Origin of the sequence: Aeromonas caviae, assembly GCF_000819785.1 — a bacterium.
GTDB lineage: Bacteria > Pseudomonadota > Gammaproteobacteria > Enterobacterales > Aeromonadaceae > Aeromonas > Aeromonas caviae.
On sequence record NZ_CDBK01000042.1, the window covers coordinates 64,824 to 86,263 of the forward strand.

Here is a 21,440-nt window from a genome sequence, read left to right on the forward strand (position 1 = left end):
GAAGCCTAATAACGAGAAAGTTGGAACGCCATGAAGAACCTAGTCATTACACTTGCTCTGATGGTTGGCGTAACTGGGATGGCACAAGCCAAGGGCGATGCCGCTGCGGGACAAACCAAGGCTGCCGTCTGTGCGGCCTGTCATGGACCGGACGGCAACAGCCCAGTCGACATGTATCCCAAGATTGCTGGTCAGCACGCATCATATATCAAAAAACAATTAGTTGAACTGAAGGCTGCAGCTTCTGGCCAAACTGGTCGGGTTGCGCCCGTCATGGGACCTATGGCGTTGCCGTTGTCCGAGCAGGATATGGACGATCTTGCCGCCTATTTCTCCAGCCAGAAGGTGACGCCGGTTGCCGTGCCCGATGATGTGGTTGCCGCAGGCAAGGCGCTTTATATGGGGGGGGACATGGAGCGAGGCCTGGCCGCCTGTACCGCCTGTCATGGCCCACGGGGTTCCGGCGTCGAGCAAGCGAAGTATCCCAGCCTGTCAGGGCAGCATCCCGCCTATATCAAGGCCCAGCTCAGCGCTTTTCGTTCGGCGACCCGCGACAACGATCCCAATGGCATGATGCGGGATGTGGCCAAGAAGCTGACGGATCAGGACATCGAGGCGCTCTCCAAGTATGTGGCGGGGCTTCACTGATATAGCCTGTTAGTTATCTTGTTGAAAAGAACAGGGAACCATTGTGTTCCCTGTTCTTTTTTGAGGTTGTAGCGATCGCCCGTAAACAGCCTGCATTGCTGTAAGAGATCTTCTATATACGGGGCTGGTCGTGTCTGAAAGATTGCTCATGTATATTTAATTATTTTTTGTTTTTCAATGAATTAAGAAATAAAAAATCACTTTGTACCAGTTCGAAATGTGCTTTGGTTGATTGAGTCATCCAGCGAAGAAGTTACAGTAGGCAGCAAGGATTGGCCGGAGAGAGGGTGCAAGACCCGTCTTCGGTTTGACAGGATGTCGGCTCGGAGCATGCGATGAGCAATAGATGCAAAAAGCCAGGATGGTGACCGCCAGGGATGAGCGGGGCTGCGGGAGGCAACCACCCCGATGGGAGACAGGATGTCGCCGGTTTGGGTTAGACAAACAAACACACGCACACTCAGGACTGGTCAATAAGGATCAGGATGATCCAACGAAATGATGCGCCGTGGTTCGCCCAGGGATAAGGCGATTGGCTACCAGGGAATGGAACTCGCATGATGGAAAAAGGCAGCTTCGGCTGCCTTTTTTCTATTGGGTCATTAACCCGCCAAGACATTCTGTGTCAAAATACCAGCAACATGCCCAGAGGATGCCGATCCTGCGGTGTTCAGCGACCCAACGTGGTCGAATTGGTGCGGGATCCCACTCTTGTTCCATATTTACTGTTCCCCGCTTCAGCATCCTCCCCGGACGACACGCTCCGGGGGTTTCCATTCAGTTATTTGTCGGAGTCATTCATGTCGGCCAAACAACCCAACCGCAAGCCTACCGGCAAGCGCAAAGAATCAGATGCCAGTGCCCAGGAAGGTCGTGAGCGCAAGCGCGCCGCCAAGCGCAAGGGCCTGAAGGCGGGCTCCCGCCAACAGGTCGAGCAGGCGGGCAAAAAGAGCGGCTCCAAGCAGGCCAAGGATCCACGCATCGGCTCTCGCAAGCCCATCGCGCTGATTGCCGACGAGAAGGGTAGCAAGCCGGTGGCGACCAAGCCTGCGAAAGAGAAGCGGGTGGTGATGACCCCCGAGCAGGAGCTGGCGTCCATCGAGAATGATGATCGCCTCAATGCTTTGCTGGATCGTCTGGATGCCGGTGAAACCCTGGAGGCCGCAGAGCAGGCATGGGTCGATCAGCGGGTTGACCGTTATCAGGAGCTGATGGACGAGCTCGGTATCATCGACAACGACGATGACGAAGATGGCGACATGGATTTTGATGATGCCGATTTTGACGAGCCGAGTCAGCCTGCCTCCGAAGAGGAGCTGTGGGAACGTTTCTCTCAGGCAGACTACCAGCCTGAAGCCAAACCCGAGCCGAAGAAAAAGTGATGAGTGGATGGATGCTGGCCGCCCTGCTGGGTGGCCTGTTTTTGCTGGGGCTGGCCGTCTATGCCGGCACCCTGATGGCGCGTCTCAAACGCCAGCAAGAGATGCAGCAGCACGCCATTACGGCCCGCAACGAGCGGATCCTGGAGAGTGTCAGGGTGATCGCCCACGCGGTACGAGATGGTCAGTGCGACTACTCGGAAGGTGCCATCCGGCTGACCAATCTGCTGGATGCCTTGCAAATAAAGGGGGGCCGCGCCTTTGCCACCGAGTTCCCGGGGCTCTACGGCCTCTATGAGAAGGTGAAGGAGATGCCGACCCATGAGGCGAGGCGGGCACTCAAGCGCAATGAAGTGATGAAGATGGATCTCGAACGCAGCGGCTACGAGGCCGAGCTGGAGGCGCAGATCCTTGAGGATGTCGCCAGACTGAAGGATTTTCAGTTAAGCCGGTGAGCCCATGACAAAGACAGAGGAAGCAAGCGTGCAAGCAGAACAGATTGTGTGGGATCAGGCCCTGATCGAAAAATACAACTACAGTGGTCCGCGTTATACCTCCTATCCCACTGCGCTGGAGTTCAACGAGGGGTTCGGCTATCCGGACTTTGTCCAGGCAGCGGGCCAGTATCCTGCACGCAATCTGTCGCTCTACGTGCATATCCCCTTCTGTCACAAGCTCTGCTACTACTGCGGCTGCAACAAGGTCATTACCCGGCACCAGCACAAGGCAGATCAATACCTCGACTACCTCGAACAGGAGATCAAGGCCCAGGCCCCCCTGTTCAAGGAGAGACTAGTCACCCAGCTGCACTGGGGTGGCGGCACACCCACCTATCTGAGCGAACCCCAGACTCGTCGCCTGATGGCCATGTTGCGGGAGCACTTCCACTTCGCCGAGGAGGGGGAGATCAGCATCGAGGTGGATCCCCGCGAGATCGAATTGTCCATGCTGGATGTGCTGCGGGAGCTCGGTTTCAACCGCATCAGCCTTGGCGTTCAGGACTTCAACAAGGCGGTCCAGGTTGCGGTCAATCGGGAGCAGGACAACGACTTCATCCGCGCCATGCTGGTCCGTGCCCGCGAGCTGGGGTTCCGCTCCACCAATCTGGATCTCATCTACGGTCTGCCGCACCAGAACCGGGAGAGCTTCCATCACACCCTGGAAGAGGTGCTCAAGACCGACCCGGCCCGCCTGTCCATCTTCAACTATGCCCACCTGCCGAGCCGTTTTGCCGCCCAGCACAAGCTGAAAGAAGCGGACATGCCGGCGCCGCAGGAGAAGCTGGCCATGCTGCAGGACACCATTGCCTTCCTGACCGGCCAGGGTTATCAGTTCATCGGCATGGACCACTTTGCCAAGCCCGATGACGAGCTGGCCGTCGCCCAGCGCGAGGGCAAGCTGCATCGCAACTTCCAGGGCTATACCACCCAGGGGGATTGCGATCTGCTGGGGCTGGGGGTCTCTTCCATCAGCATGATGGGGGATGCCTATTCCCAGAACCAGAAGGATCTCAAAACCTACTATGCCCAGGTCGAGTCACTGGGCCATGCCCAGTGGAAGGGGTGCTCCCTCAATCGGGACGATCTGATCCGTCGTGAGGTGATCAAACGCCTCATCTGCGATTTTTCCCTGAACTTCGCCGCTGTGGAGCAGGCCCACGGCCTGGTGTTCAAGGAGTATTTTGCCGAGGATCTCAAGCTGTTGCAGACCTTCATCGACGACGGTCTGGTGCGCATGACCGAAGAGGGGCTGGAGGTGGTCTCCACCGGTCAGCTGCTGATCCGCAACATCTGCATGTGCTTCGATGTCTACCTGCGCAGCAAGGCGCGCCAGCAGCAGTTCTCCCGGGTGATCTAGACCGGGCAATGTCGTGGGACAATAAAAAAACCGCCTTTCGGCGGTTTTTTTATTGGGTTTTACCCCTGCTCAGCGTTGAGCCGCACGGGCACTCAGCTCGGCCTTCTCGGCTTCGCTCAGGAAGGCCAGGGTCAGGCCGTTTTGCTGGGCGGTGCGGATCTCGCTCACCGTCATGCCGGCAGCCGGGGCCGCCACCTCGTATTCATGGGGCAGGTCGATCCCCTCCACCGCCGGATCGTCGGTATTGAGGCAGGCCAGCACGCCGGCTGCCAGGAACTGGCGGATCGGGTGATCGGCCAGACTCGCCACCGTGGTGGTCTGGAGGTTGGAGGTGAGGCAGGACTCGATGCCGATGCGGTGTTCGGCCAGATAGGCCATCAGGGCCGGATCCTGGATGGCCTTGACGCCGTGGCCGATGCGCTCGGCTCCCAGCTCGCGAATGGCCTGCCACATGCTCTCGGGGCCGGCGGCTTCACCGGCGTGCACGGTGACCCGCATGCCTGCATCCCGCACCCGGCGGAAGTGGTCGGTGAAGAGATCGCCCGGGAAGCCCAGTTCGTCGCCGGCCAGATCGATGGCGACCAGGCGATCGCGATGAGCCAGACAGGCATCCAGCTCCTGCTTGCACTGCTCGGTGCCGAAGGTACGGCTCATGATGCCGATGAGGTTGGTCTTGATGCCGAAGTCACGGCTGCCTGCGGCCACGCCGTCGATGATGGCTTCGACCACGCCCTGCGGGTGCAGTTTGTGGGTCATCGCCATGTAGGCCGGGCTGAAGCGCAGCTCGGCATAGTCGATCCCGGCACGCAGCAGATCCTCCACGTTTTCGTAGGCGACCCGGCGGCAGGCATCGTAGTCGGCCAGCACGGCCACGCCCCAGTCCAGTTTCTTCAGGAAGGCCACCAGACTCGGCTCGTTCTCGACGATCTGCACGTGTGGGCGCAGGGCCTCCAGTTCATCGGCTGGCAGTCGGATGTTGTGCTGACGTCCCAGCTCGAGAATGGTCTGCGGGCGGATGTTGCCATCCAGATGGCGATGCAGGTCGGTCAGGGGGAGGGATCTGTCAATCATGGGGCACCTTCTGCGAGTCGGGTTGGAAAGCCTGCCATTCTAGGCGGGGCGCCTGAAAAAGATACCCCGTTTGCAAGCAAACGGGGTGTGATTGGTCAGGCTTTCCCTCAAGGCGTGATGGGAATCGTTTTTCCCGCAGGCTCAGGGAATGTCGAGCTCCTTGAGCTTGCGGGTCAGGGTATTGCGGCCCCAGCCGAGCAGGCGGGCTGCCTCCTGCTTGTGACCGTGGGTGTGATCCAGTGCCGTCTCCAGCATGATCCGTTCGAACTGGGGCATGGCATCCGCCAGGATATCGGTCTCCCCCAGCGCCAGCTTGGCGGCCACCCAGTCCTGCAACTGCTGCTGCCAGCCACCGGTCAGGGCGGGCTGGCCCGGCTCGGCGGTGCTGGTGATGGGAGTCAGCAGCTCGGTGGGCAGATCGCCTACCAACACCTCCTGGCCCGAGGCCATCACCGTCAGCCAGCGGCAGACGTTCTCCAGCTGGCGCACGTTGCCCGGCCAGGGGAGGCGGCTGATGTAGGTCTGGGTATCCGGGTGCAGGCTCTTGGCCTCCACGTTCAGCTCCTTGGCGGCTCGCAGCAGGAAGTGCTGGGCCAGCTGGGGGATGTCCTCCCGGCGCTCCTTGAGGGCCGGAATATGGATGCGGATGACGTTGAGGCGGTGGAACAGGTCTTCCCGAAACTCGCCGTCGGCGACCCGCTTCTCCAGATTCTGGTGGGTGGCGGCAATGATCCGCACATCCACCTGCACCGGTTGGTGGCCGCCAACCCGGTAGAACTGCCCGTCCGCCAGTACCCGCAGCAACCGGGTCTGCACGTCCAGCGGCATGTCGCCTATTTCGTCGAGAAACAGGGTGCCGCCATCGGCCTGTTCGAAGCGGCCGTGACGAATGTTGTTGGCGCCGGTGAAGGCTCCCTTCTCATGGCCGAACAGCTCGGATTCGATGAGATCTTTCGGGATGGCCGCCATGTTGAGGGCGATGAAGTTCTTGTGGGCTCGGGGGCTGTGCTTGTGCAGCGCATGAGCGACCAGCTCCTTGCCGGTACCGCTTTGACCGTTGATGAGCACCGAGATGCTGGAGCGCGACAGCCGGCCGATGGCGCGGAACACCTCCTGCATGGCAGGGGCTTCGCCGATGATCTCCGGGGTGGTGGTGGCTTCCTGTTGGCGAGCCTTGCGCTTGGTCCGCTGCTCCTTGAGGTGGTTCTCGGCCCGGCGTACCAGGGTGACCGCTTCGTCGATGTCGAACGGCTTGGGCAGGTATTCGAAGGCACCTCGCTGGTAGGCGTTGACTGCGGAGTCGAGGTCCGAGTGGGCCGTCATGATGATGATGGGCAGATCGGCTTGGCGGCGATGGATCTGCTCCAGCAGGCTCAGGCCGTCGATGCCCGGCATGCGAATATCCGAGAGGATCACGTCCGGTGAGCGCATCTCCAGTGAACTCAGCAGGGCTTCGCCGTCGGCGAAACTTTCGCATTCGAAGCCTTCGCTGCCAAGGGTGCGCTCCAGAACCCACCGGATGGAGCTGTCGTCATCGACGATCCACACTTTTGCTGTCATGAGGTTCCCTTATTTGCGAAGTGGTAAATAAATGGTGAATTCGGTGTGGCCCGGCCAGCTGATGCAGTCGATGCGCCCCTTGTGCTGATCGATCAGGTTCTGGGCTATGGAGAGGCCCAGGCCCGTTCCCCCGTCCTTGCCGGTGATCATGGGGTAGAAGAGGGTGTCGCGAATGGCGTCGGGAATGCCGGGGCCGTTGTCGATGATCTTGATTTCGGCCGCCAGGCGATAGCGCTGGCCATGGATGGTGATCTGGAAGGCGGTGCGCGTCTTGATGCGGATGAGGCCGTCCTGATCCCCAAGGGCTTCGGCGGCGTTGCGCACTATGTTCAGGAACGCCTGTTGCAGCTGGTCCGATTCCATCTCGAATTCGGGGATGCTGGGGTCGTAGTCCCGTTCGATGCGGATCTGCGGCGGCAGCTCCAGGTCCACCAGACGGCGCACCTGCTCCAGCACGGAGTGAACGTTGTGCATCTGGTGACGGCCGGGACGCTGGGGACCGAGCAACCTGTCGACCAGCACCCGCAGGCGATCGGCCTGCTCGATGATGATGCCGGTGTATTCACGCAAGGCCGGGTCGGGCAACTCCTTTTGCAGCAGTTGGGCCGCGCCGCGCAATCCCCCCAGGGGGTTCTTGATCTCGTGCGCCAGGCCGCGCACCAGCTCCTTGGCGGCCTGCTGCTGGGCGTGTTGCTGCAGCTCCTGGCTGATCTTCTTCTGCTGATCGATCTTGCGCAGTTCTACCACTATCAGTCGCTGTTCATGATCGGCCATGGGACTGACGCTGATCTCCACCAGCCTGGGCTCCCCCTCCACCACCAGGGTGACTTCGCTGTCGGTGAAGCCCTGCCCCGAAATGAGGCACTGTTTGAAACGCTGCAGATCGAGAGAGATGTGTTCCAGCAGGTGGGGCAGTTCGATGCCGATCAGTCGTCGTTCGCTGAGGGAAAGCAGCTGCTCTGCCGCCGGGTTGACGAATTGAATGCAGAGACGTTCATCCATGAGAATGACGGCGGTCAGCAGATTGTCCAAGAGTGTCTTGGCGTTGTCCGAGCGGGTTGGCACAGGTTTCTCCCTAAAACGGTGCTGTACACCTAGAATGCACCAATATAGTGCATCAAGTTTACCCGCATCGGTGCGTCACATCACCCCTAATTGGCCTTGGGGGCAGCTCTGGGAGCCTGATTCACCGACGCCCTGTGCAGGTAAAAGGTGGTTGGCTTAGATTTAGCAAGGATCGTACCGTCTTTGGCGAGCAACTCGAGCCGTGCCTCGTAAGCGCCCCTATCGAGGTTTTCCACCCGTATGGCCAGGCTGTTGTGAACCAGGGGCACCGCCTTGCCGTTCAGGATCAGGCGCACATCGTATTGCACCGGGACCTGGGGAGAGATCTCGCCCTGGAAGACGATGTTGCCGGTATTGTCGCGCAATGTGCTGCCCGGTTCCGGAGAGATGAGGTCGATCTCCAGGGGAGCCGCTTCCAGGGCTTTCCTGGCATCGACACCGGTCAGGCTGTTGAAGTTGTCCACCTGGACCGAGTGGGGGGCTGTGCCGATGAGCGGCGAGACCCGCAGGTCCACCTCTTTTGCGCTCTTGCCGGGAGGGGGGGCATCGGTGTAGTGGGTCACCCCCTGGGGATCGACCCAGGAGTAGACGCGGGCGGCCTGTGCGGAACAGGAGGCCATCAGCAGGAGGCTCAGCAGCCAGGGTACAGTGTTCATCCATCTCTCCTTGACGGGGTTCACCTTAATCCTATCAGAGAAAAACCATGGGGTCGGGGTGTGAACAGCCGAGGGTGGTACGGCTCCGTGAACGGGATCATCTTTCTGCACGATCGTGCCCGTTTGGCGGTATTTCCGTTGCCAGAATGAAAAAAAACCCGCCAGATGGCGGGTTTGTCATGGGAAAGCGGATTAGACGGAGTAGTACAGCTCGAACTCCAGCGGGTGCGGGGTCATGCGCACGCGGTCAACATCCTGCTGTTTCAGTTCCAGGTAGGAGTTGATGAAGTCATCGCTGAACACACCACCACGGGTCAGGAACTCACGGTCTGCATCCAGTGCGGACAGCGCTTCGTCCAGGGAACCGGCAACGGTCGGCACTTCAGCGGCTTCTTCCGGCGGCAGATCGTACAGGTTCTTGTCCATGGCATCGCCCGGATGGATCTTGTTGATGATGCCGTCCAGACCGGCCATCAGCTGGGCAGCGAAGGCCAGGTACGGGTTGGCAGCCGGATCCGGGAAGCGTACTTCGATGCGGCGGGCTTTCGGGCTCGGCACGACCGGGATACGGATGGAGGCAGAACGGTTGCGGGCGGAGTAGGCCAGCATGACCGGTGCTTCATAGCCCGGCACCAGACGCTTGTAGGAGTTGGTGGTCGGGTTGGCGAAGGCGTTGATGGCCTTGGCGTGCTTGATGATGCCGCCGATGTAGTGCAGTGCCATCTCGGACAGACCGCCGTACAGGTCGCCTGCGAACAGGTTGACGCCGTCTTTGGCCAGGGACTGGTGGCAGTGCATGCCGGAGCCGTTGTCACCGAACATGGGTTTCGGCATGAAGGTGACGGTCTTGTTGTAGGCGTGGGCCACGTTGTGGATCACGTACTTCAGGACCTGTACTTCGTCAGCCTTCAGGGTGAGGGTGTTGAAGCGGGTTGCGATCTCGTTCTGACCGGCGGTCGCCACTTCGTGGTGGTGAGCTTCGACGACCTGGCCCATCTCTTCCAGCACCAGGCACATGGCGGCACGGATGTCCTGGGAGGAGTCAACCGGGGCAACCGGGAAGTAACCACCCTTGACGAATGGACGGTGACCCTTGTTGCCGTGCTCGTAGTCGGTACCGGAGTTCCAGGCAGCTTCTTCGGATTCGATCTTCACGAAGCTGTGGCCCATGGTGTTGGAGAAGGTGATGTTGTCGAACATGAAGAATTCCGGCTCCGGCCCGAACAGCACGGTGTCAGCGATGCCGCTGGACTTCAGGAAATCTTCGGCACGCTTGGCGATGGAGCGCGGATCGCGGTCATAGCCTTGCATGGTGGCGGGTTCAAGCACGTCACAGACGATGTTCAGAGTGGTCTCTTCGGTGAACGGGTCCAGTTTGGCGGAAGCCGGGTCCGGCATCAGCACCATGTCAGACTCGTTGATGCCCTTCCAGCCGCCGATGGAGGAACCATCGAACATCTTGCCGTCTTCGAAGAAGTCTTCGTCAACCTGGTGGGAAGGGATGGATACGTGCTGCTCTTTACCCTTGGTGTCGGTAAAACGCAGATCAACAAACTTGACTTCGTGTTCCTGGATCAGGGCCAAAACGTTCTGGGCTGACATGCTAAGTAACCTCCGGTGTTAAAACTCTTTGGGTGAATGCGTCGTCACATTCACATAAGCCAGTATCGTGCCAAGTTTGTGACAGCTTGATTTCAGGGCACTTGCACCGTTTCAGGCTGTCGAGAAACCCGTTCTCATGCCGGTTGCTGCATTAAAGTGGTGCAACCTTGGATCGTTTTGGTGCACCGAGATGGTGCGCCAGCGTATCCAGGCCATCTAAGCAGCCTTTTGCTGCGGGGTCCATGATCCTGATCCTTTGTTGTGTGTGAATGTGTTGCAATTCTGCTAGGCAGATCACAAAGGCGAGAGTACAATTAGCGCCCAATTTTACCCGGTGATTTGAGGCGAGAATGTTAGAGAATTTACGCAATATTGCGATTATTGCGCACGTTGACCACGGCAAAACGACTCTGGTTGATAAGCTGCTGCAGCAATCCGGCACTCTGGATCGCACCAGCGAAGGTCAGGAACGGATCATGGACTCCAATGATCTGGAACGGGAACGTGGCATCACCATTCTCGCCAAGAACACTGCGATCCGTTGGAACGACTACCGCATCAACATCGTGGATACCCCGGGTCACGCCGACTTCGGTGGTGAAGTTGAGCGCGTGCTCTCCATGGTTGACTCCGTGCTGCTGCTGGTCGACGCCGTTGACGGCCCGATGCCGCAGACCCGTTTCGTGACCCAGAAGGCGTTCGCCCAGGGTCTGAAGCCCATCGTGGTCATCAACAAGATCGACCGTCCGGGTGCTCGTCCTGACTGGGTAATGGATCAGGTCTTCGATCTGTTCGACAACCTGGGTGCCACCGATGAGCAACTGGACTTCAAGGTTGTTTACGCCTCTGCACTGAACGGTTGGGCCACCCTGGATCAGGACGTCCCGTCCGAGAACATGGAACCCCTGTTCCAGGCCATCGTCGACAACGTGGAAGCCCCAAAGGGCGACGTTGACGGTGCCTTCCAGATGCAAATCTCCCAGCTGGACTACAACTCCTACGTGGGCGTCATCGGTATCGGCCGCATCACCCGTGGTCGCGTCAAGACCAACCAGCAGGTCACCATCGTCGGTGCCAACGGCAAACCGCGTACCGGCAAGGTCGGTCAGGTGCTGGGCTACCTGGGCCTGTCCCGTACCGAAGTGACCGACGCGCAAGCGGGCGACATCATCGCCATCACCGGTCTGGGCGAGCTGAAGATCTCCGACACCATCTGTGACAACAGTGCCGTCGAAGCCCTGCCGCCGCTCTCCGTTGACGAGCCGACCGTGAACATGACCTTCCAGGTCAACACCTCGCCGTTCGCCGGTAAAGAAGGCAAGTTCGTCACCTCCCGCAACATTCTGGAGCGTCTGAACCAGGAGCTGGTCCACAACGTGGCCCTGCGCGTGGAAGAGACCGAAGATCCGGACAAGTTCCGCGTCTCCGGCCGTGGTGAACTGCACCTCTCCATCCTGATCGAAAACATGCGCCGCGAAGGTTACGAACTGGCGGTATCCCGTCCGGAAGTTATCCTGCGTACCGTGGATGGCGAACTGCAAGAACCGTTCGAAACCGTCACTGTGGACGTGGAAGAAGCGCATCAGGGTTCCGTGATGGAGCAGCTCGGCCTGCGTAAAGGCGAGATGACCAACATGACCCCGGATGGCAAGGGTCGCGTCCGTCTGGACTTCATCATCCCGAGCCGTGGTCTGATCGGCTTCCAGACCGAGTTCCTGACCATGACCTCTGGTACCGGTCTGCTGTACCACACCTTCGACCACTACGGTCCGCACAAGGGTGGCAGCATCGGTGAGCGTCAGAACGGCGTGCTGATCTCCAACGCCACCGGCAAGGCCCTGACCTTCGCCCTGTTCGGTCTGCAAGATCGTGGTCGTCTGTTCATCGGTCACGCGACCGAAGTGTACGAAGGCCAGGTGATCGGGATCCACTCCCGCTCCAACGACCTGACCGTCAACTGCCTGAAAGGCAAGCAGCTGACCAACATGCGTGCCTCCGGTACCGACGAAGCCCAGGTGCTGACTCCGCCGATCCGCATGACCCTGGAGCAGGCTCTCGAGTTCATCGACAACGATGAGCTGGTGGAGATCACCCCCAAGGCCATCCGTATCCGTAAAAAGCTGCTGACCGAACTGGATCGCAAGCGCGCCGGTCGTGCTTGATCGATAGCTGTTCATCGACAGACCAAAGAGAGGCCTTATGGCCTCTTTTTTTATGGGCTCGACATGAGGGCGCATGGGGCCTGAGCTCGATGGAGGCGCATCCGGCCGGTCTGCGGGTGGCCAAATGACCACCCTATCTGACACAATGTCTGCATGATCACGCTTACGAGAAACAAGATGCAGCAGCAGATCCGCGGCCGTCTGGCCCATGCACTCTCCTTCTTGCGCCACGATGGTGCCCACTTCGCCCAGTTTGTCTGGGGCCGCTTCCAGCAGGACAGATTGACGGTGACCGCCGGTTACCTGGCCTATGTGACCCTGCTCTCCCTGGTGCCCATGATCGCCGTGGTGTTCGGCATGATGTCGGCCTTTCCGGTGTTCCAGAGCCTGAAGCAGGCGATGGAGCAGTTCGTCTATCACAACTTCGTCCCCACCGCAGGGGAGATGCTCAAGGAGTACATCGACGGCTTCGTGGCCAACGCCACCAACACCACGGCCGTCGGTATCGGTGCCCTGATCGTGGTGGCCCTGATGCTCATCTCGGCCATCGACAAGAACCTCAACTACATCTGGCGGTCCACCCGAAGCCGGCCCTTGGCCCAGGCATTCGCCATGTACTGGATGATCCTGACCCTGGGCCCCGTGCTCATCGGTGCCAGCATCGCCATCTCCTCCTACATTCTCTCGCTCAGGTTGTTCGCGGCTGACAGCCTGTTCGGTATCGGCTATCTGCTGCTGCGCAGCCTGCCGTTCCTCTTCTCCGTGCTCACCTTCCTGCTGATCTATACCGTGGTGCCCAACTGCCGCGTGCGGCTGACCCACGCCTTCATCGGTGCCCTGGTGGCGGCCACCCTGTTCGAGCTGGCCAAGCGCGGCTTTGCCATCTACATCACCAACTTCCCCTCCTACCAGGCCATCTATGGCGCCCTGGCGACCATTCCCATCCTGTTCGTCTGGGTGTATCTGAGCTGGCTGGTGGTGTTGCTGGGGGCCGAGACCACCGCCTGCCTCGGGGAGTACGAGAAGCCCGGTGCAGAGGAACTGGCCTGACGCCGGCCGGCCATCACACCGGATCCCGACACAAAGGGGTTGGCCCGGGCAGGGCAGTTATTGGTAGCATCGACGACCGCTCATCCCGCAGGATGGGCGGTCGTGCTGTTTTGAGAGGAGAGGGATGTGATTGCACTGATTCAGCGGGTCAGCGAGGCCAGCGTAACGGTAGAGGGAGAGGTGACCGGGGCCATCGGCCAGGGGTTGCTGGTGCTGCTCGGGGTGGAGCAGGGGGATGACGAGGCCAAGGCGGACAAGCTGCTGCACAAGGTGAGCGGTTATCGCATCTTCTCGGACGAGAACGGCAAGATGAACCTCAACGTGAGCCAGGTGAGCGGCAGCCTGCTGGTGGTCTCCCAGTTCACCCTGGCGGCGGATACCGGCAAGGGGATGAGACCCAGCTTCTCCGGTGGCGCCCATCCCGCAGATGCCGAGCGACTCTATGAGTACTTCGTGGCTCGCGCCAGGGAGAGCGGCGTGCCGACCGAAACCGGCCGCTTCGCCGCCGACATGAAGGTCAGGCTGCTCAACGACGGCCCCGTCACCTTCTGGCTGCAGGTATAAGGGTGGCAGGCAGGTCAGGACTCACCGGAGGGCAGGACGCGATGCCTGCACACTTCGCAGGTTCTTCACCCTGCCGGTGCTCGCCCGCCCAGGCTAAGCTGACGGGTCGCGTGCAGGATGACGTTGCGGTAGCCGGGCACGTCGTGGACGTGGGTCGGGCCTATCCACTCCTCTGCCAGTCGCAGAGCCTGTGCCTGTTCGAGCCGGGTGCGGGGCAGCAGATTGATGATGAGGGTGCCGCTCAGGCGGCTGGCCAGTGCCTGATAGAGCGGAGCCTGGAACAGCAGAAGGGGGTTGCCGTCCTGGCTGAACAAGTCCAGCAGCACCAGATCGTAGATCTCCTGGCTCTGGTGCAGGAAGTGCAGCGCATCGGCGTGATGCAGCCGAGGTGAGCCCCCTGACGAGGGGAGGAAGAACTGCTGGAACAGGGTGAGGATCTCGGCATCCAGATCCACGCAGTCGTGGTGGGCATCGGGCCAGCGTGCCGCCAGGTGACGGGTGAGATCCCCTCCGCCCAGCCCCAGCTCCAGGATCCTGCTTGCCTGCTTTGGCAACTGCTCCGCGATGCTCCGTTGATGAGGCAGACAGAGGCGGGCCGGTTGGTGGAGGCTCATGGCGGATTGCACCACGCCGTCCATTTCCAGCCAGCGATGACGGGCATTTTCAAGCACCGAAACGCGGCGTTCGGGTTTGGCACTGAGGTGCAATAAGTGATCGGCTTGGTACGCTTGCAGATTGAAGTCCATGAATTTGCACGGCAAGATGGCTTTCGACCAGTGTAACTCAAGGATGTTGTTATGTACCGGGTGGTCACCCCCCAAACGGCAGCCTAGCTGGATACCTACTACAGGCTGCGCCGGGAGAAATGGTTGCGTCAGTCCTTCCATCTGCCAGTCGGCGCACACTCAAGGATCGCTTTATGTACCGGGTAGTCACCCCAGAAACACCAGCGGAGCTGGATGCTTACTATCAGTTGCGCTGGGAACTACTGCGCAAACCCTTCAATCTGCCCCTTGGCTCCGAGCGTGACGAGTACGATACCGTCGCCATTCATCGGCTGATGCTCTCACCCGACGGAACGCCCATCGCCGTGGGTCGCCTCTTTGTGGGCGGCGATGAAGCCCAAATCCGCTTTATGGCGCTGCGACCCGAATTTCGCGGCCAGGGGCTGGGCGCCCGCATGGTGGAAGATCTCGAGCAGCTTGCCCGCGACGAGAAGGTGAAACGGCTGGTGATGAACGCCCGCCAGGAGGCGGTGGAGTTCTATCGCCGCTGCGGCTTCCTCGAGGTAGGGGAAGGCCCCGTCTCCTTCGGCCGCATCCCTCACCGCCAGATGATCAAGTCCCTGAGTCCCATGCAGACCATCCAATACCGTCCGGAGTGGTGCCAGGATCTCACCACCCGCTGGTCGCGGGGTATTCCCATCAGCGAGAAGATGGGGGTGCACATCACCCACTACGATGGCCAGACCTTCCACCTCAAGGCCAACCTGGCGGCCAATCTCAACGTCCACGACACCATGTTCGCCGGCAGCATTTACAGCCAGTGCGTGCTGGCGGGCTGGGGTCTTATCTGGTTGCAGCTCAAAGAGGCAGGGCTGGGAGGGGATACCGTGCTGGCCGAGGGCAACATCAAGTATTACCGGCCGGTGAGCGAAGAGCCGGAGGCGCGGGTGGCCCGGGAGGGCATGCCTGCCGTGCTCGAGCCGCTGAGGGGCGGAGAATCCGCCAAATTCAGCCTGCGGGTGCAGCTGTTCAGCGGCCGCAAGCTGGCGGTGGAGTTTGTCGGTCAGTACGTGGTGCTGCCCATCAAGCGCGGCGCACGCTGACCCCTGATGTTCACAGCAACAAGGCCTCTTCGCGAGGCCTTGTTCGTTATTGGGCGGCGGGTGGCCGTGGGCGCCAGAGCGGGCCGCTTCGTCCCTGGGCGGGGTAGCTCACACCCGCCTCCCAGCCACAGGCGTCCTGTCCCGTGGGGAAACTCCAGCCCAGGTCGGGCGCATTGAGGGGGCCGCGCCAACGGGCGAGCAGCTCGGCGCAGCGCCCCTTGTTCAGGACCCCGAGGTCGAGCTGCCACTGGTCTGCGGCCAGGTCGACACCCCCTTGCAGTGCCAGCAGGTGGGTGATGGTGGAGGCACCGCCTTGCTCGATCCGCACCTTGCCCTGCTCCGCCCTGGCATCCAGCCTGATCTGATAGAAGGGGGTGTCTCCGCGTTGCATCGCCTGCCACAGCGTCTGCGGTGTCAGATCGGGGGGGGTCTGCTCCCTGAACCAGTCATCCAGCAGGGGGTCGATGCCGACCTTGTCCCAGAAGGGATCCTTGCTCTCCAGGCTCAGGCTGCCCTGAAGGGTCCGGCGCCAGTTGGCCGTCTGCTCGCCGGGCTGCACGTTGAGGTCGGCCTGCAGATCTGCCGCCAGATCCACCTTGCCCGCGAAGGAGACGGGGGAGTGCAGCAACTTGCCCCACTGCTCCAGATCCAGCTGCTTGCCCTGCAACTGCAGGCGGCTCTCCTGCCCGGGCGTTCTGCCCCACTGGCCGCTCAGGTTGAGGGAGCCCTCGTCGGGCAGGGAGGTGGCGAGGGTGTTGAGCTGCCAGGAGCTGGGGGTCAGCTCGCCATCCAGGGTGCCGTTGCGGGCACTGAGACCGTCCCACACCAGCTCGAACCACTTGCTCTCGATGCGGGCGCGCCCCAGCAGGGGGCCTGGTTGGTTGCCCCGCAGGGCGAGATCGTTCAGGTAGAGTTGCCAGCCAGTCAGGGAGAGGGGCAGGGTGTCGTCGAAAGAGAGCACCTTGAGCTTGTCGAAGGCCAGTTTGCGGATGTCGATCTGTTGCGGGCGCCAGCCCTGCCAATCCTGCCACCACCCCTGGGGCAAGCTGATGTCCATGCCGCTCAGGGCCAGATCCTTCAGGACGAGCTTCTGCTGCTGGGTGTCGAGGGCCAGCTCGACGTTGAACTCCCCTTCGTATGCCTTGCCCCGCAGCTCGGCATCCAGCTGCCGGGGGGAGAAGGCGAGCTTGCCCTCGACGGCCTCAAGCTGGAACAGGCCGCGGCCTATGTCGCCCAGGGTGCCCGCCAGATAGCCGCTGGGCTGGCTGCCCGCCTGCCAGTCGAAGGCGGTGAGCTGGCCGTTGAAGTTGTTGAGGGAGAGCTCCTGATCGATGGCATTGATGCTCACCTGGGCAAGCTGACCCCTGTCCAGGGTGATGCGGCGCAGGGGGAACTCGCCAGGGGGTATGTCACCAAGCTCGAGGCGCATGGCGCGGGCCTTGAGATCGTGCAGTTGCAGGCTGCGCTCTGGCCAGTTCAGCACCATGCCGGTCTCGAGCAGGCCGTCGAACAGGTTGGTGGTCAGTCTGTCGGTGCTGAGCACCTGCCCCTCCAGCCGCCCCTTGAGGCTGAGACGGGCTAGGGTGAACATGGGGGTCTCCAGCTGGTTGATGCCCAGGGTGAGGTTGGCCTGGGGCTGGCGTCTCGGGTCGATCAGTTCCCAGTCACTCAGGGACGCACTGAGGCCGCGCAGGGTCAGGGCCTCGCTCTGCAGGCTCAGGTTGTCGATGGTGCTGTCGCTGATGGTGAGGGAGTGAACCGGCAGGCTTGGCAACTGGTTGGGGAGCGGCAGCTTGATGACGGGACGGATGAGGTCCAGGTGGGCGATGCGCACATCCCGGTTCAACCAGTCGATGTGCTCGATCTCCAGATAGAGTTTTTCCAGCTGTACCGCATCCCCATAGCGCACCTGTTCCGCCAGCAGGGTGTAGGGGTGCAGCGGATTGAACACCAGCCGGCCAATGGTGACGGGCACCCCGGTCTGCTGGCTGAGCCAGTTGGCGATGGGGCCTTTGGCGCGCTCGGCATCGAACAGGCCGAGACCGACCCAGACAAAGAGCAGCAGGAAGGCAAAGGTGTAGAGCAGGCCGCGCAGCCAGGAATTCATCAGTGCTTTCCTCCTGTTTCTGTTGCTTGGTCAGGCATTCGAGTAGTGATCCCGTAGACCGAGCCTGCATCGTATCAAGGGTTCGACATGGCTCGGGTGTTTATTCATCAGGCAAGGTGACCCTCTTCTGCATCTGCCCTGGTCAAGCATTGGAGTAGTGGTCTCGCAGGCCCAGCCAGCGGCGGATCAGGGGCTCGACATGGCTCGGGTGTTTATCCATCAGGCAAGGTGACCCTCTTCTGCATCTGCCTTGGTCAAGCATTGGAGTAGTGGTCTCGCAGGCCCAGCCAGCGGCGGATCAGGGGCTCGACATGCGCCGGGTGTTTGTCCATCAGGAAGCGCGCCATCTTCTGCACCTGAGGGATGAGTGGCTGGTCGCGCACCAGATCGGCGATCTTGAGATCGGCCAGGCCGGTCTGGCGGGTACCGAGCAGCTCGCCTGGGCCACGCAGCTCCAGATCCCGCTGGGCGATGAGAAAGCCGTCGTTGGTCTCCCGCAGCACCCCGAGGCGGCTCTGGGCCGTCTTGGACAAGGGGGCATGATAGAGCAGCACGCAGTGAGAGGCCACCGACCCCCGCCCGACCCGGCCGCGGAGCTGGTGCAACTGGGCCAGCCCCAGCCGCTCCGGGTTTTCGATGATCATCAGGCTGGCATTGGGCACATCCACCCCCACCTCGATGACGGTGGTGGCGACCAGCAGTTGCAGTATGCCCGCCTTGAACTCCTCCATCACCCGCTGTTTCTCGACGGGGCGCATCCGGCCGTGTACCAGGCCGATGTGCAGGCCGGGCAGCAGGGTTTGCAGCTCGGCGGCAGTGTCTTCGGCGGCCTGGCACTCCAGCACCTCCGACTCCTCGATCAGGGTGCAGACCCAGTAGGCCTGCTTGCCCTCCTCGCAGGCGAGCCTCACCCGCTCGATCACATCCTGGCGGCGACTGTCTGGCAGGGCGACCGTGGTAATGGGAGTGCGGCCCGGCGGCAGCTCGTCGATGATGGAGGTGTCGAGGTCCGCATAGGCGGTCATCGCCAAGGTGCGGGGGATGGGGGTGGCGGTCATGATGAGCTGGTGGGGATGCACCCCTTCCCGCTCCCCTTTTTCTCGCAGGGCGAGGCGCTGATGCACGCCGAACCTGTGCTGTTCATCGATGATGACCAGGGCGAGGCGCTGGAATACCACCTGCTCCTGGAAGATGGCGTGGGTGCCCACCACCATCTTGACGCTGCCGTCCGCGATGGCGGCCAGCGCCTCTTCCCGCGCCTTGCCCTTCTGCTTGCCCGCCAGCCAGCCCACCTTGATGCCGAGCGGCTCCAGCCACCTGGCGAAGTTGATGGCGTGCTGTTCGGCCAGCAGCTCGGTCGGGGCCATCAGCCCCACCTGGCAGCCGTTGCCGATGGCCTGCAGGGCGGCCAGCGCCGCGACCAGCGTTTTACCTGAGCCCACGTCCCCCTGCACCAGCCGCATCATGGGGTGGCTCTGTTGCAGATCCCTGGCTATCTCCGCCACCACCCGGCTCTGGGCGCCGGTGGGGGTGAACGGCAGGGCGCCGAGCAGCTGTTCGACCAGCTTGGGTGCGGGTTTGAGGGCGCGGGCGAGCTGGTTCTGAGCCTGGGCGCGTACCTTCAAGACCGAGAGGTTGTGGGCCAGCAGCTCTTCCAGTACCAGCCGCTGCTGTGCCGGGTGCTGGCCGCTCTCGAGCAGGGCCAGCGCCACCGAGGGAGGCGGGCGGTGCAGCAGCTTCAGGGCGGCGGCCAGATCGATCTGCTGGGGATAGAGGCCGGCAGGCAGCAGCTCCTCGACCCCGTAGAGGTCGAGCTGGGCCAGGGCCTGATCCGTGAGGCTGCGCAGGGTGAGCTGGCGCAGCCCCTCTGTGGTGGGGTAGACGGGGGTGAGGGCCTCTTCGGTCTGGCCGGCCTGCTCCTCGCCGAGCAGCTTGTACTCGGGGTGGGCCATCTCCAGGCCGTACTTGCCGGGACGGGTCTCGCCGAAGCAGCGGATAAGGCGGCCCTGGGCCAGGCTGTTTTTCTGGGCAGCGGTGAAATTGAAGAAGCGCAGGGTCAGGCTGCCGGTGCCGTCGCTGATACGGCACACCAGCATGCGGCGGCGCCCCATCACCAGCTGGGTGTCCTGGATCTCGCCCTCGACGGCACCGTGCAGGCCGGGCGGCAGATCGCCGATGGGCCACACCTGGGTGCGGTCCTCGTAGCGCAGGGGGAGGTGGAACAGCAGATCCTGCACCGTGGCCAGCCCCAGCCGCTCGAGTTTCTCCAGCATCTTGCTGCCGACACCCTTGAGGCTATCGAGAGAGATTTTATCCAATTTCATCAATTAGATGCCCGAAAACACTGTAAATATGTCCAGATGATAGGGGTTGTTGCGGCCTCGATGCAAGCCGCGTTGTGCCGTTCCGGGCTGGTGGGCAAGGGAGTGGGGGGAGGGTCATCCATGAAAAAGGCCTGCCGGAAACGGCAGGCCTTTTCACTGACGGGGCGCCCTGGCGGTCAGATGATGCGCTTGAGCAGGAGGTGAGCCTTGACCCTGTGGATCCGGGCCAGCAGCTTGCGCACCTGATCCGGGTAATCCTTGATCTGCTCTATCTGGTCGAAGTGACTGATGCGGCGGGTGTGGGCCAGGATGTTCTCCCGCTCCGCACTGAACTGCTCGCGCAGGTGATGGTGCTGGTCGTGTACCAGCAGGCCGTTCTCCAGATCCAGCGCCCAGGCTCGGGGATTGAGGTTGTTGCCGGTGAGCAGGGCCCACTCCTCATCCACGAAGATCCCCTTGAGGTGATAGGAGTTCTTCTCGCAGCACCAGAGCATGAGGTTGAGCCGGCCGTTGTCGATGTGGTGCTGGTTGCGCTCGGCAAACTTGCGCAAGTTGGTCTCGTAGAGATAGGGCAGACCGCCGATGGTGGAGAACTTCTCCTCCGGGGGGATGAAGAAGTCGTTGGCGGTCTTGTCGCCCACGACGATGGTCACCTTGCAGCCGCGTTTGAGCAGCGCCTCCACGTCCTTGTTCAACTCCTTGGGGGGGTTGAAGTAGGGGGTGCAGATGAAGATCTCCCGCTCGGTGGCCCGCACCAGGTTGCGGATCATCCGGTTGAGCTGGTTGCCCCGCTTGCCCAGGCCCACCATGGGGGTCACGGCGATCTCCCGATCGTTGGGCTTGATGCTCTCGAAGCGGTACTGGCAGAGGCGCAGGCGCTGCTTGAAGCGGCGGATCGGTCCCTTGAGCTGCTTGGCGCCGGGGATGCCGGTGCGATCCAGCCGCTGGACGGCCTCGCTGCCGAGGAAGACGTCATCCACGTAGTTGACCATGCTGCGGGTCAGTGCCGGGCTGTGGATCTGGTGATAGCGATCGAAGCGGTAGCGCTCCTGCTGGTGCAGGTAGATGTCGTTGAGGCTGGCGCCGGAGTAAAGCAGGGTGTCGTCGAAGATGAAGCCCTTGAGGTGCAGCACCCCGAGCAGCTCGCGGCCCTTGACCGGCACGCCGTAGATCTCGATCTGGTGTTGGTGGCTGGCGGCCATGGCCTGGTACATCAGGTGGTTGCCCCCCTGCTTGCCCTTGCCGATCAGGCCGCGCTGGGCGCGGTGGAAGTCGACGAACACCTTGATGTCGAGAGAGGGATTGCGCTGCTTGGCGGCATAGAGGGCGGAGAGGATCTCCCGTCCCGCCTCGTCATCCTGCAGATAGAGCGCGATCAGATAGATGCGCTGGGTCGCATGGGCGATGAGCGACAGGATCCGGCTCTTGAAGTCTTTGGCGCTGCTGAGTATCTGGAACTGATCCGCGGCAACCGCGATCTGGGGTAAGCGGGTCAGCAACTGTCGATAATGTGCCGATGAATGCATAGAGAAGCCTGAAATCACGGGATGAAGCGTTCCACTCGGGG

17 protein-coding genes are annotated in these 21,440 nt (G+C 61.6%); 8 read left to right on the forward strand and 9 right to left on the reverse strand.

The genetic code is table 11. The features are described 5' to 3' along the window. Positions 1 to 30: 30 nt before the first annotated feature. The 4 genes from BN1120_RS06365 to hemN all read left to right on the forward strand — a co-directional run bounded on the left by BN1120_RS06365 (position 31) and on the right by hemN (position 3,884). Positions 31 to 648, forward strand: a complete 618-nt coding sequence (locus tag BN1120_RS06365) for a c-type cytochrome (RefSeq protein WP_039039516.1) — start codon at positions 31 to 33, stop codon at positions 646 to 648. A gap of 800 nt (positions 649 to 1,448) precedes the next feature. Beyond that, positions 1,449 to 2,030, forward strand: coding sequence for a Der GTPase-activating protein YihI (yihI, locus tag BN1120_RS06370; protein WP_039039515.1), 582 nt, complete (start codon positions 1,449 to 1,451; stop codon positions 2,028 to 2,030). Between the two features lie 11 nt (positions 2,031 to 2,041). After that, on the forward strand, positions 2,042 to 2,482 hold the full coding sequence (locus tag BN1120_RS06375; protein WP_042015245.1) for a DUF2489 domain-containing protein: 441 nt from the start codon (positions 2,042 to 2,044) through the stop codon (positions 2,480 to 2,482). Positions 2,483 to 2,510: 28 nt separating this feature from the next. After that, a complete protein-coding gene (gene hemN, locus BN1120_RS06380) occupies positions 2,511 to 3,884 on the forward strand; it encodes an oxygen-independent coproporphyrinogen III oxidase (protein ID WP_080767919.1) in 1,374 nt (457 codons plus the stop codon). 69 nt (positions 3,885 to 3,953) lie between these two features. Here the strand turns inward: hemN and add are convergent, their stop codons facing one another. The 5 genes from add to glnA form a co-directional block, all read right to left on the reverse strand. Then, entirely contained in the window at positions 3,954 to 4,955 is a 1,002-nt protein-coding gene (gene add / locus BN1120_RS06385; RefSeq protein ID WP_041212164.1) for an adenosine deaminase, read from the reverse strand. Between the two features lie 141 nt (positions 4,956 to 5,096). Beyond that, positions 5,097 to 6,515, reverse strand: a complete 1,419-nt coding sequence (gene glnG / locus BN1120_RS06390; protein WP_010672523.1) for a nitrogen regulation protein NR(I) — start codon at positions 6,513 to 6,515, stop codon at positions 5,097 to 5,099. Between the two features lie 9 nt (positions 6,516 to 6,524). After that, positions 6,525 to 7,580, reverse strand: coding sequence for a nitrogen regulation protein NR(II) (gene glnL, locus BN1120_RS06395; protein WP_042015249.1), 1,056 nt, complete (start codon positions 7,578 to 7,580; stop codon positions 6,525 to 6,527). An 86-nt stretch (positions 7,581 to 7,666) separates the two neighbouring features. Continuing rightward, entirely contained in the window at positions 7,667 to 8,236 is a 570-nt protein-coding gene (locus BN1120_RS06400) for a DUF4124 domain-containing protein (protein WP_010672525.1), read from the reverse strand. A gap of 192 nt (positions 8,237 to 8,428) precedes the next feature. Further along, positions 8,429 to 9,838, reverse strand: a complete 1,410-nt coding sequence (glnA, locus tag BN1120_RS06405; protein ID WP_010672526.1) for a glutamate--ammonia ligase — start codon at positions 9,836 to 9,838, stop codon at positions 8,429 to 8,431. Between the two features lie 350 nt (positions 9,839 to 10,188). On the opposite strand from glnA, the gene typA reads away from it, so the two are divergent. From typA to dtd, 3 genes are all read left to right on the forward strand, one after another. Beyond that, positions 10,189 to 12,000 carry a translational GTPase TypA gene (gene typA, locus BN1120_RS06410; protein ID WP_039039512.1) on the forward strand — a complete coding sequence of 604 codons (1,812 nt, stop codon included), beginning with the start codon at positions 10,189 to 10,191 and terminating at the stop codon, positions 11,998 to 12,000. A gap of 177 nt (positions 12,001 to 12,177) precedes the next feature. Then, positions 12,178 to 13,050 carry a virulence factor BrkB family protein gene (locus BN1120_RS06415; RefSeq protein ID WP_039039511.1) on the forward strand — a complete coding sequence of 291 codons (873 nt, stop codon included), beginning with the start codon at positions 12,178 to 12,180 and terminating at the stop codon, positions 13,048 to 13,050. A gap of 126 nt (positions 13,051 to 13,176) precedes the next feature. Then, positions 13,177 to 13,614: a D-aminoacyl-tRNA deacylase gene (gene dtd / locus BN1120_RS06420; protein WP_010672529.1), complete on the forward strand. Its 438-nt coding sequence runs from the start codon at positions 13,177 to 13,179 to the stop codon at positions 13,612 to 13,614. A gap of 65 nt (positions 13,615 to 13,679) precedes the next feature. Here the strand turns inward: dtd and BN1120_RS06425 are convergent, their stop codons facing one another. Beyond that, positions 13,680 to 14,360: a methyltransferase domain-containing protein gene (locus BN1120_RS06425; RefSeq protein ID WP_042015274.1), complete on the reverse strand. Its 681-nt coding sequence runs from the start codon at positions 14,358 to 14,360 to the stop codon at positions 13,680 to 13,682. A gap of 173 nt (positions 14,361 to 14,533) precedes the next feature. Here BN1120_RS06425 and BN1120_RS06430 point away from each other — a divergent pair, with 173 nt between their 5' ends. Next, positions 14,534 to 15,442, forward strand: a complete 909-nt coding sequence (locus BN1120_RS06430; RefSeq protein ID WP_010672532.1) for a bifunctional GNAT family N-acetyltransferase/hotdog fold thioesterase — start codon at positions 14,534 to 14,536, stop codon at positions 15,440 to 15,442. A 46-nt stretch (positions 15,443 to 15,488) separates the two neighbouring features. Here the strand turns inward: BN1120_RS06430 and BN1120_RS06435 are convergent, their stop codons facing one another. From BN1120_RS06435 to pssA, 3 genes are all read right to left on the reverse strand, one after another. After that, positions 15,489 to 17,549: an AsmA family protein gene (locus BN1120_RS06435; protein WP_042015250.1), complete on the reverse strand. Its 2,061-nt coding sequence runs from the start codon at positions 17,547 to 17,549 to the stop codon at positions 15,489 to 15,491. A 254-nt stretch (positions 17,550 to 17,803) separates the two neighbouring features. Further along, positions 17,804 to 19,873: an ATP-dependent DNA helicase RecG gene (recG, locus tag BN1120_RS06440; protein WP_042015251.1), complete on the reverse strand. Its 2,070-nt coding sequence runs from the start codon at positions 19,871 to 19,873 to the stop codon at positions 17,804 to 17,806. 176 nt (positions 19,874 to 20,049) lie between these two features. After that, positions 20,050 to 21,399: a CDP-diacylglycerol--serine O-phosphatidyltransferase gene (gene pssA, locus BN1120_RS06445; protein WP_042015252.1), complete on the reverse strand. Its 1,350-nt coding sequence runs from the start codon at positions 21,397 to 21,399 to the stop codon at positions 20,050 to 20,052. Positions 21,400 to 21,440: the final 41 nt, after the last annotated feature.

What these genes read in the sequence shown, in the direction of transcription:
- BN1120_RS06425 (WP_042015274.1), bottom strand. Translation starts at nt 14,360, where the DNA reads ATGGACTTCAATCTGCAAGCGTACCAAGCCGATCACTTATTGCACCTC.
- yihI (WP_039039515.1), top strand. Translation starts at nt 1,449, where the DNA reads ATGTCGGCCAAACAACCCAACCGCAAGCCTACCGGCAAGCGCAAAGAA.
- recG (WP_042015251.1), bottom strand. Translation starts at nt 19,873, where the DNA reads ATGAAATTGGATAAAATCTCTCTCGATAGCCTCAAGGGTGTCGGCAGC.
- glnG (WP_010672523.1), bottom strand. Translation starts at nt 6,515, where the DNA reads ATGACAGCAAAAGTGTGGATCGTCGATGACGACAGCTCCATCCGGTGG.
- glnA (WP_010672526.1), bottom strand. Translation starts at nt 9,838, where the DNA reads ATGTCAGCCCAGAACGTTTTGGCCCTGATCCAGGAACACGAAGTCAAG.
- BN1120_RS06435 (WP_042015250.1), bottom strand. Translation starts at nt 17,549, where the DNA reads ATGAATTCCTGGCTGCGCGGCCTGCTCTACACCTTTGCCTTCCTGCTG.
- BN1120_RS06375 (WP_042015245.1), top strand. Translation starts at nt 2,042, where the DNA reads ATGCTGGCCGCCCTGCTGGGTGGCCTGTTTTTGCTGGGGCTGGCCGTC.
- pssA (WP_042015252.1), bottom strand. Translation starts at nt 21,399, where the DNA reads ATGCATTCATCGGCACATTATCGACAGTTGCTGACCCGCTTACCCCAG.
- BN1120_RS06400 (WP_010672525.1), bottom strand. Translation starts at nt 8,236, where the DNA reads ATGAACACTGTACCCTGGCTGCTGAGCCTCCTGCTGATGGCCTCCTGT.
- BN1120_RS06415 (WP_039039511.1), top strand. Translation starts at nt 12,178, where the DNA reads ATGCAGCAGCAGATCCGCGGCCGTCTGGCCCATGCACTCTCCTTCTTG.
- BN1120_RS06430 (WP_010672532.1), top strand. Translation starts at nt 14,534, where the DNA reads ATGTACCGGGTAGTCACCCCAGAAACACCAGCGGAGCTGGATGCTTAC.
- add (WP_041212164.1), bottom strand. Translation starts at nt 4,955, where the DNA reads ATGATTGACAGATCCCTCCCCCTGACCGACCTGCATCGCCATCTGGAT.
- BN1120_RS06365 (WP_039039516.1), top strand. Translation starts at nt 31, where the DNA reads ATGAAGAACCTAGTCATTACACTTGCTCTGATGGTTGGCGTAACTGGG.
- typA (WP_039039512.1), top strand. Translation starts at nt 10,189, where the DNA reads ATGTTAGAGAATTTACGCAATATTGCGATTATTGCGCACGTTGACCAC.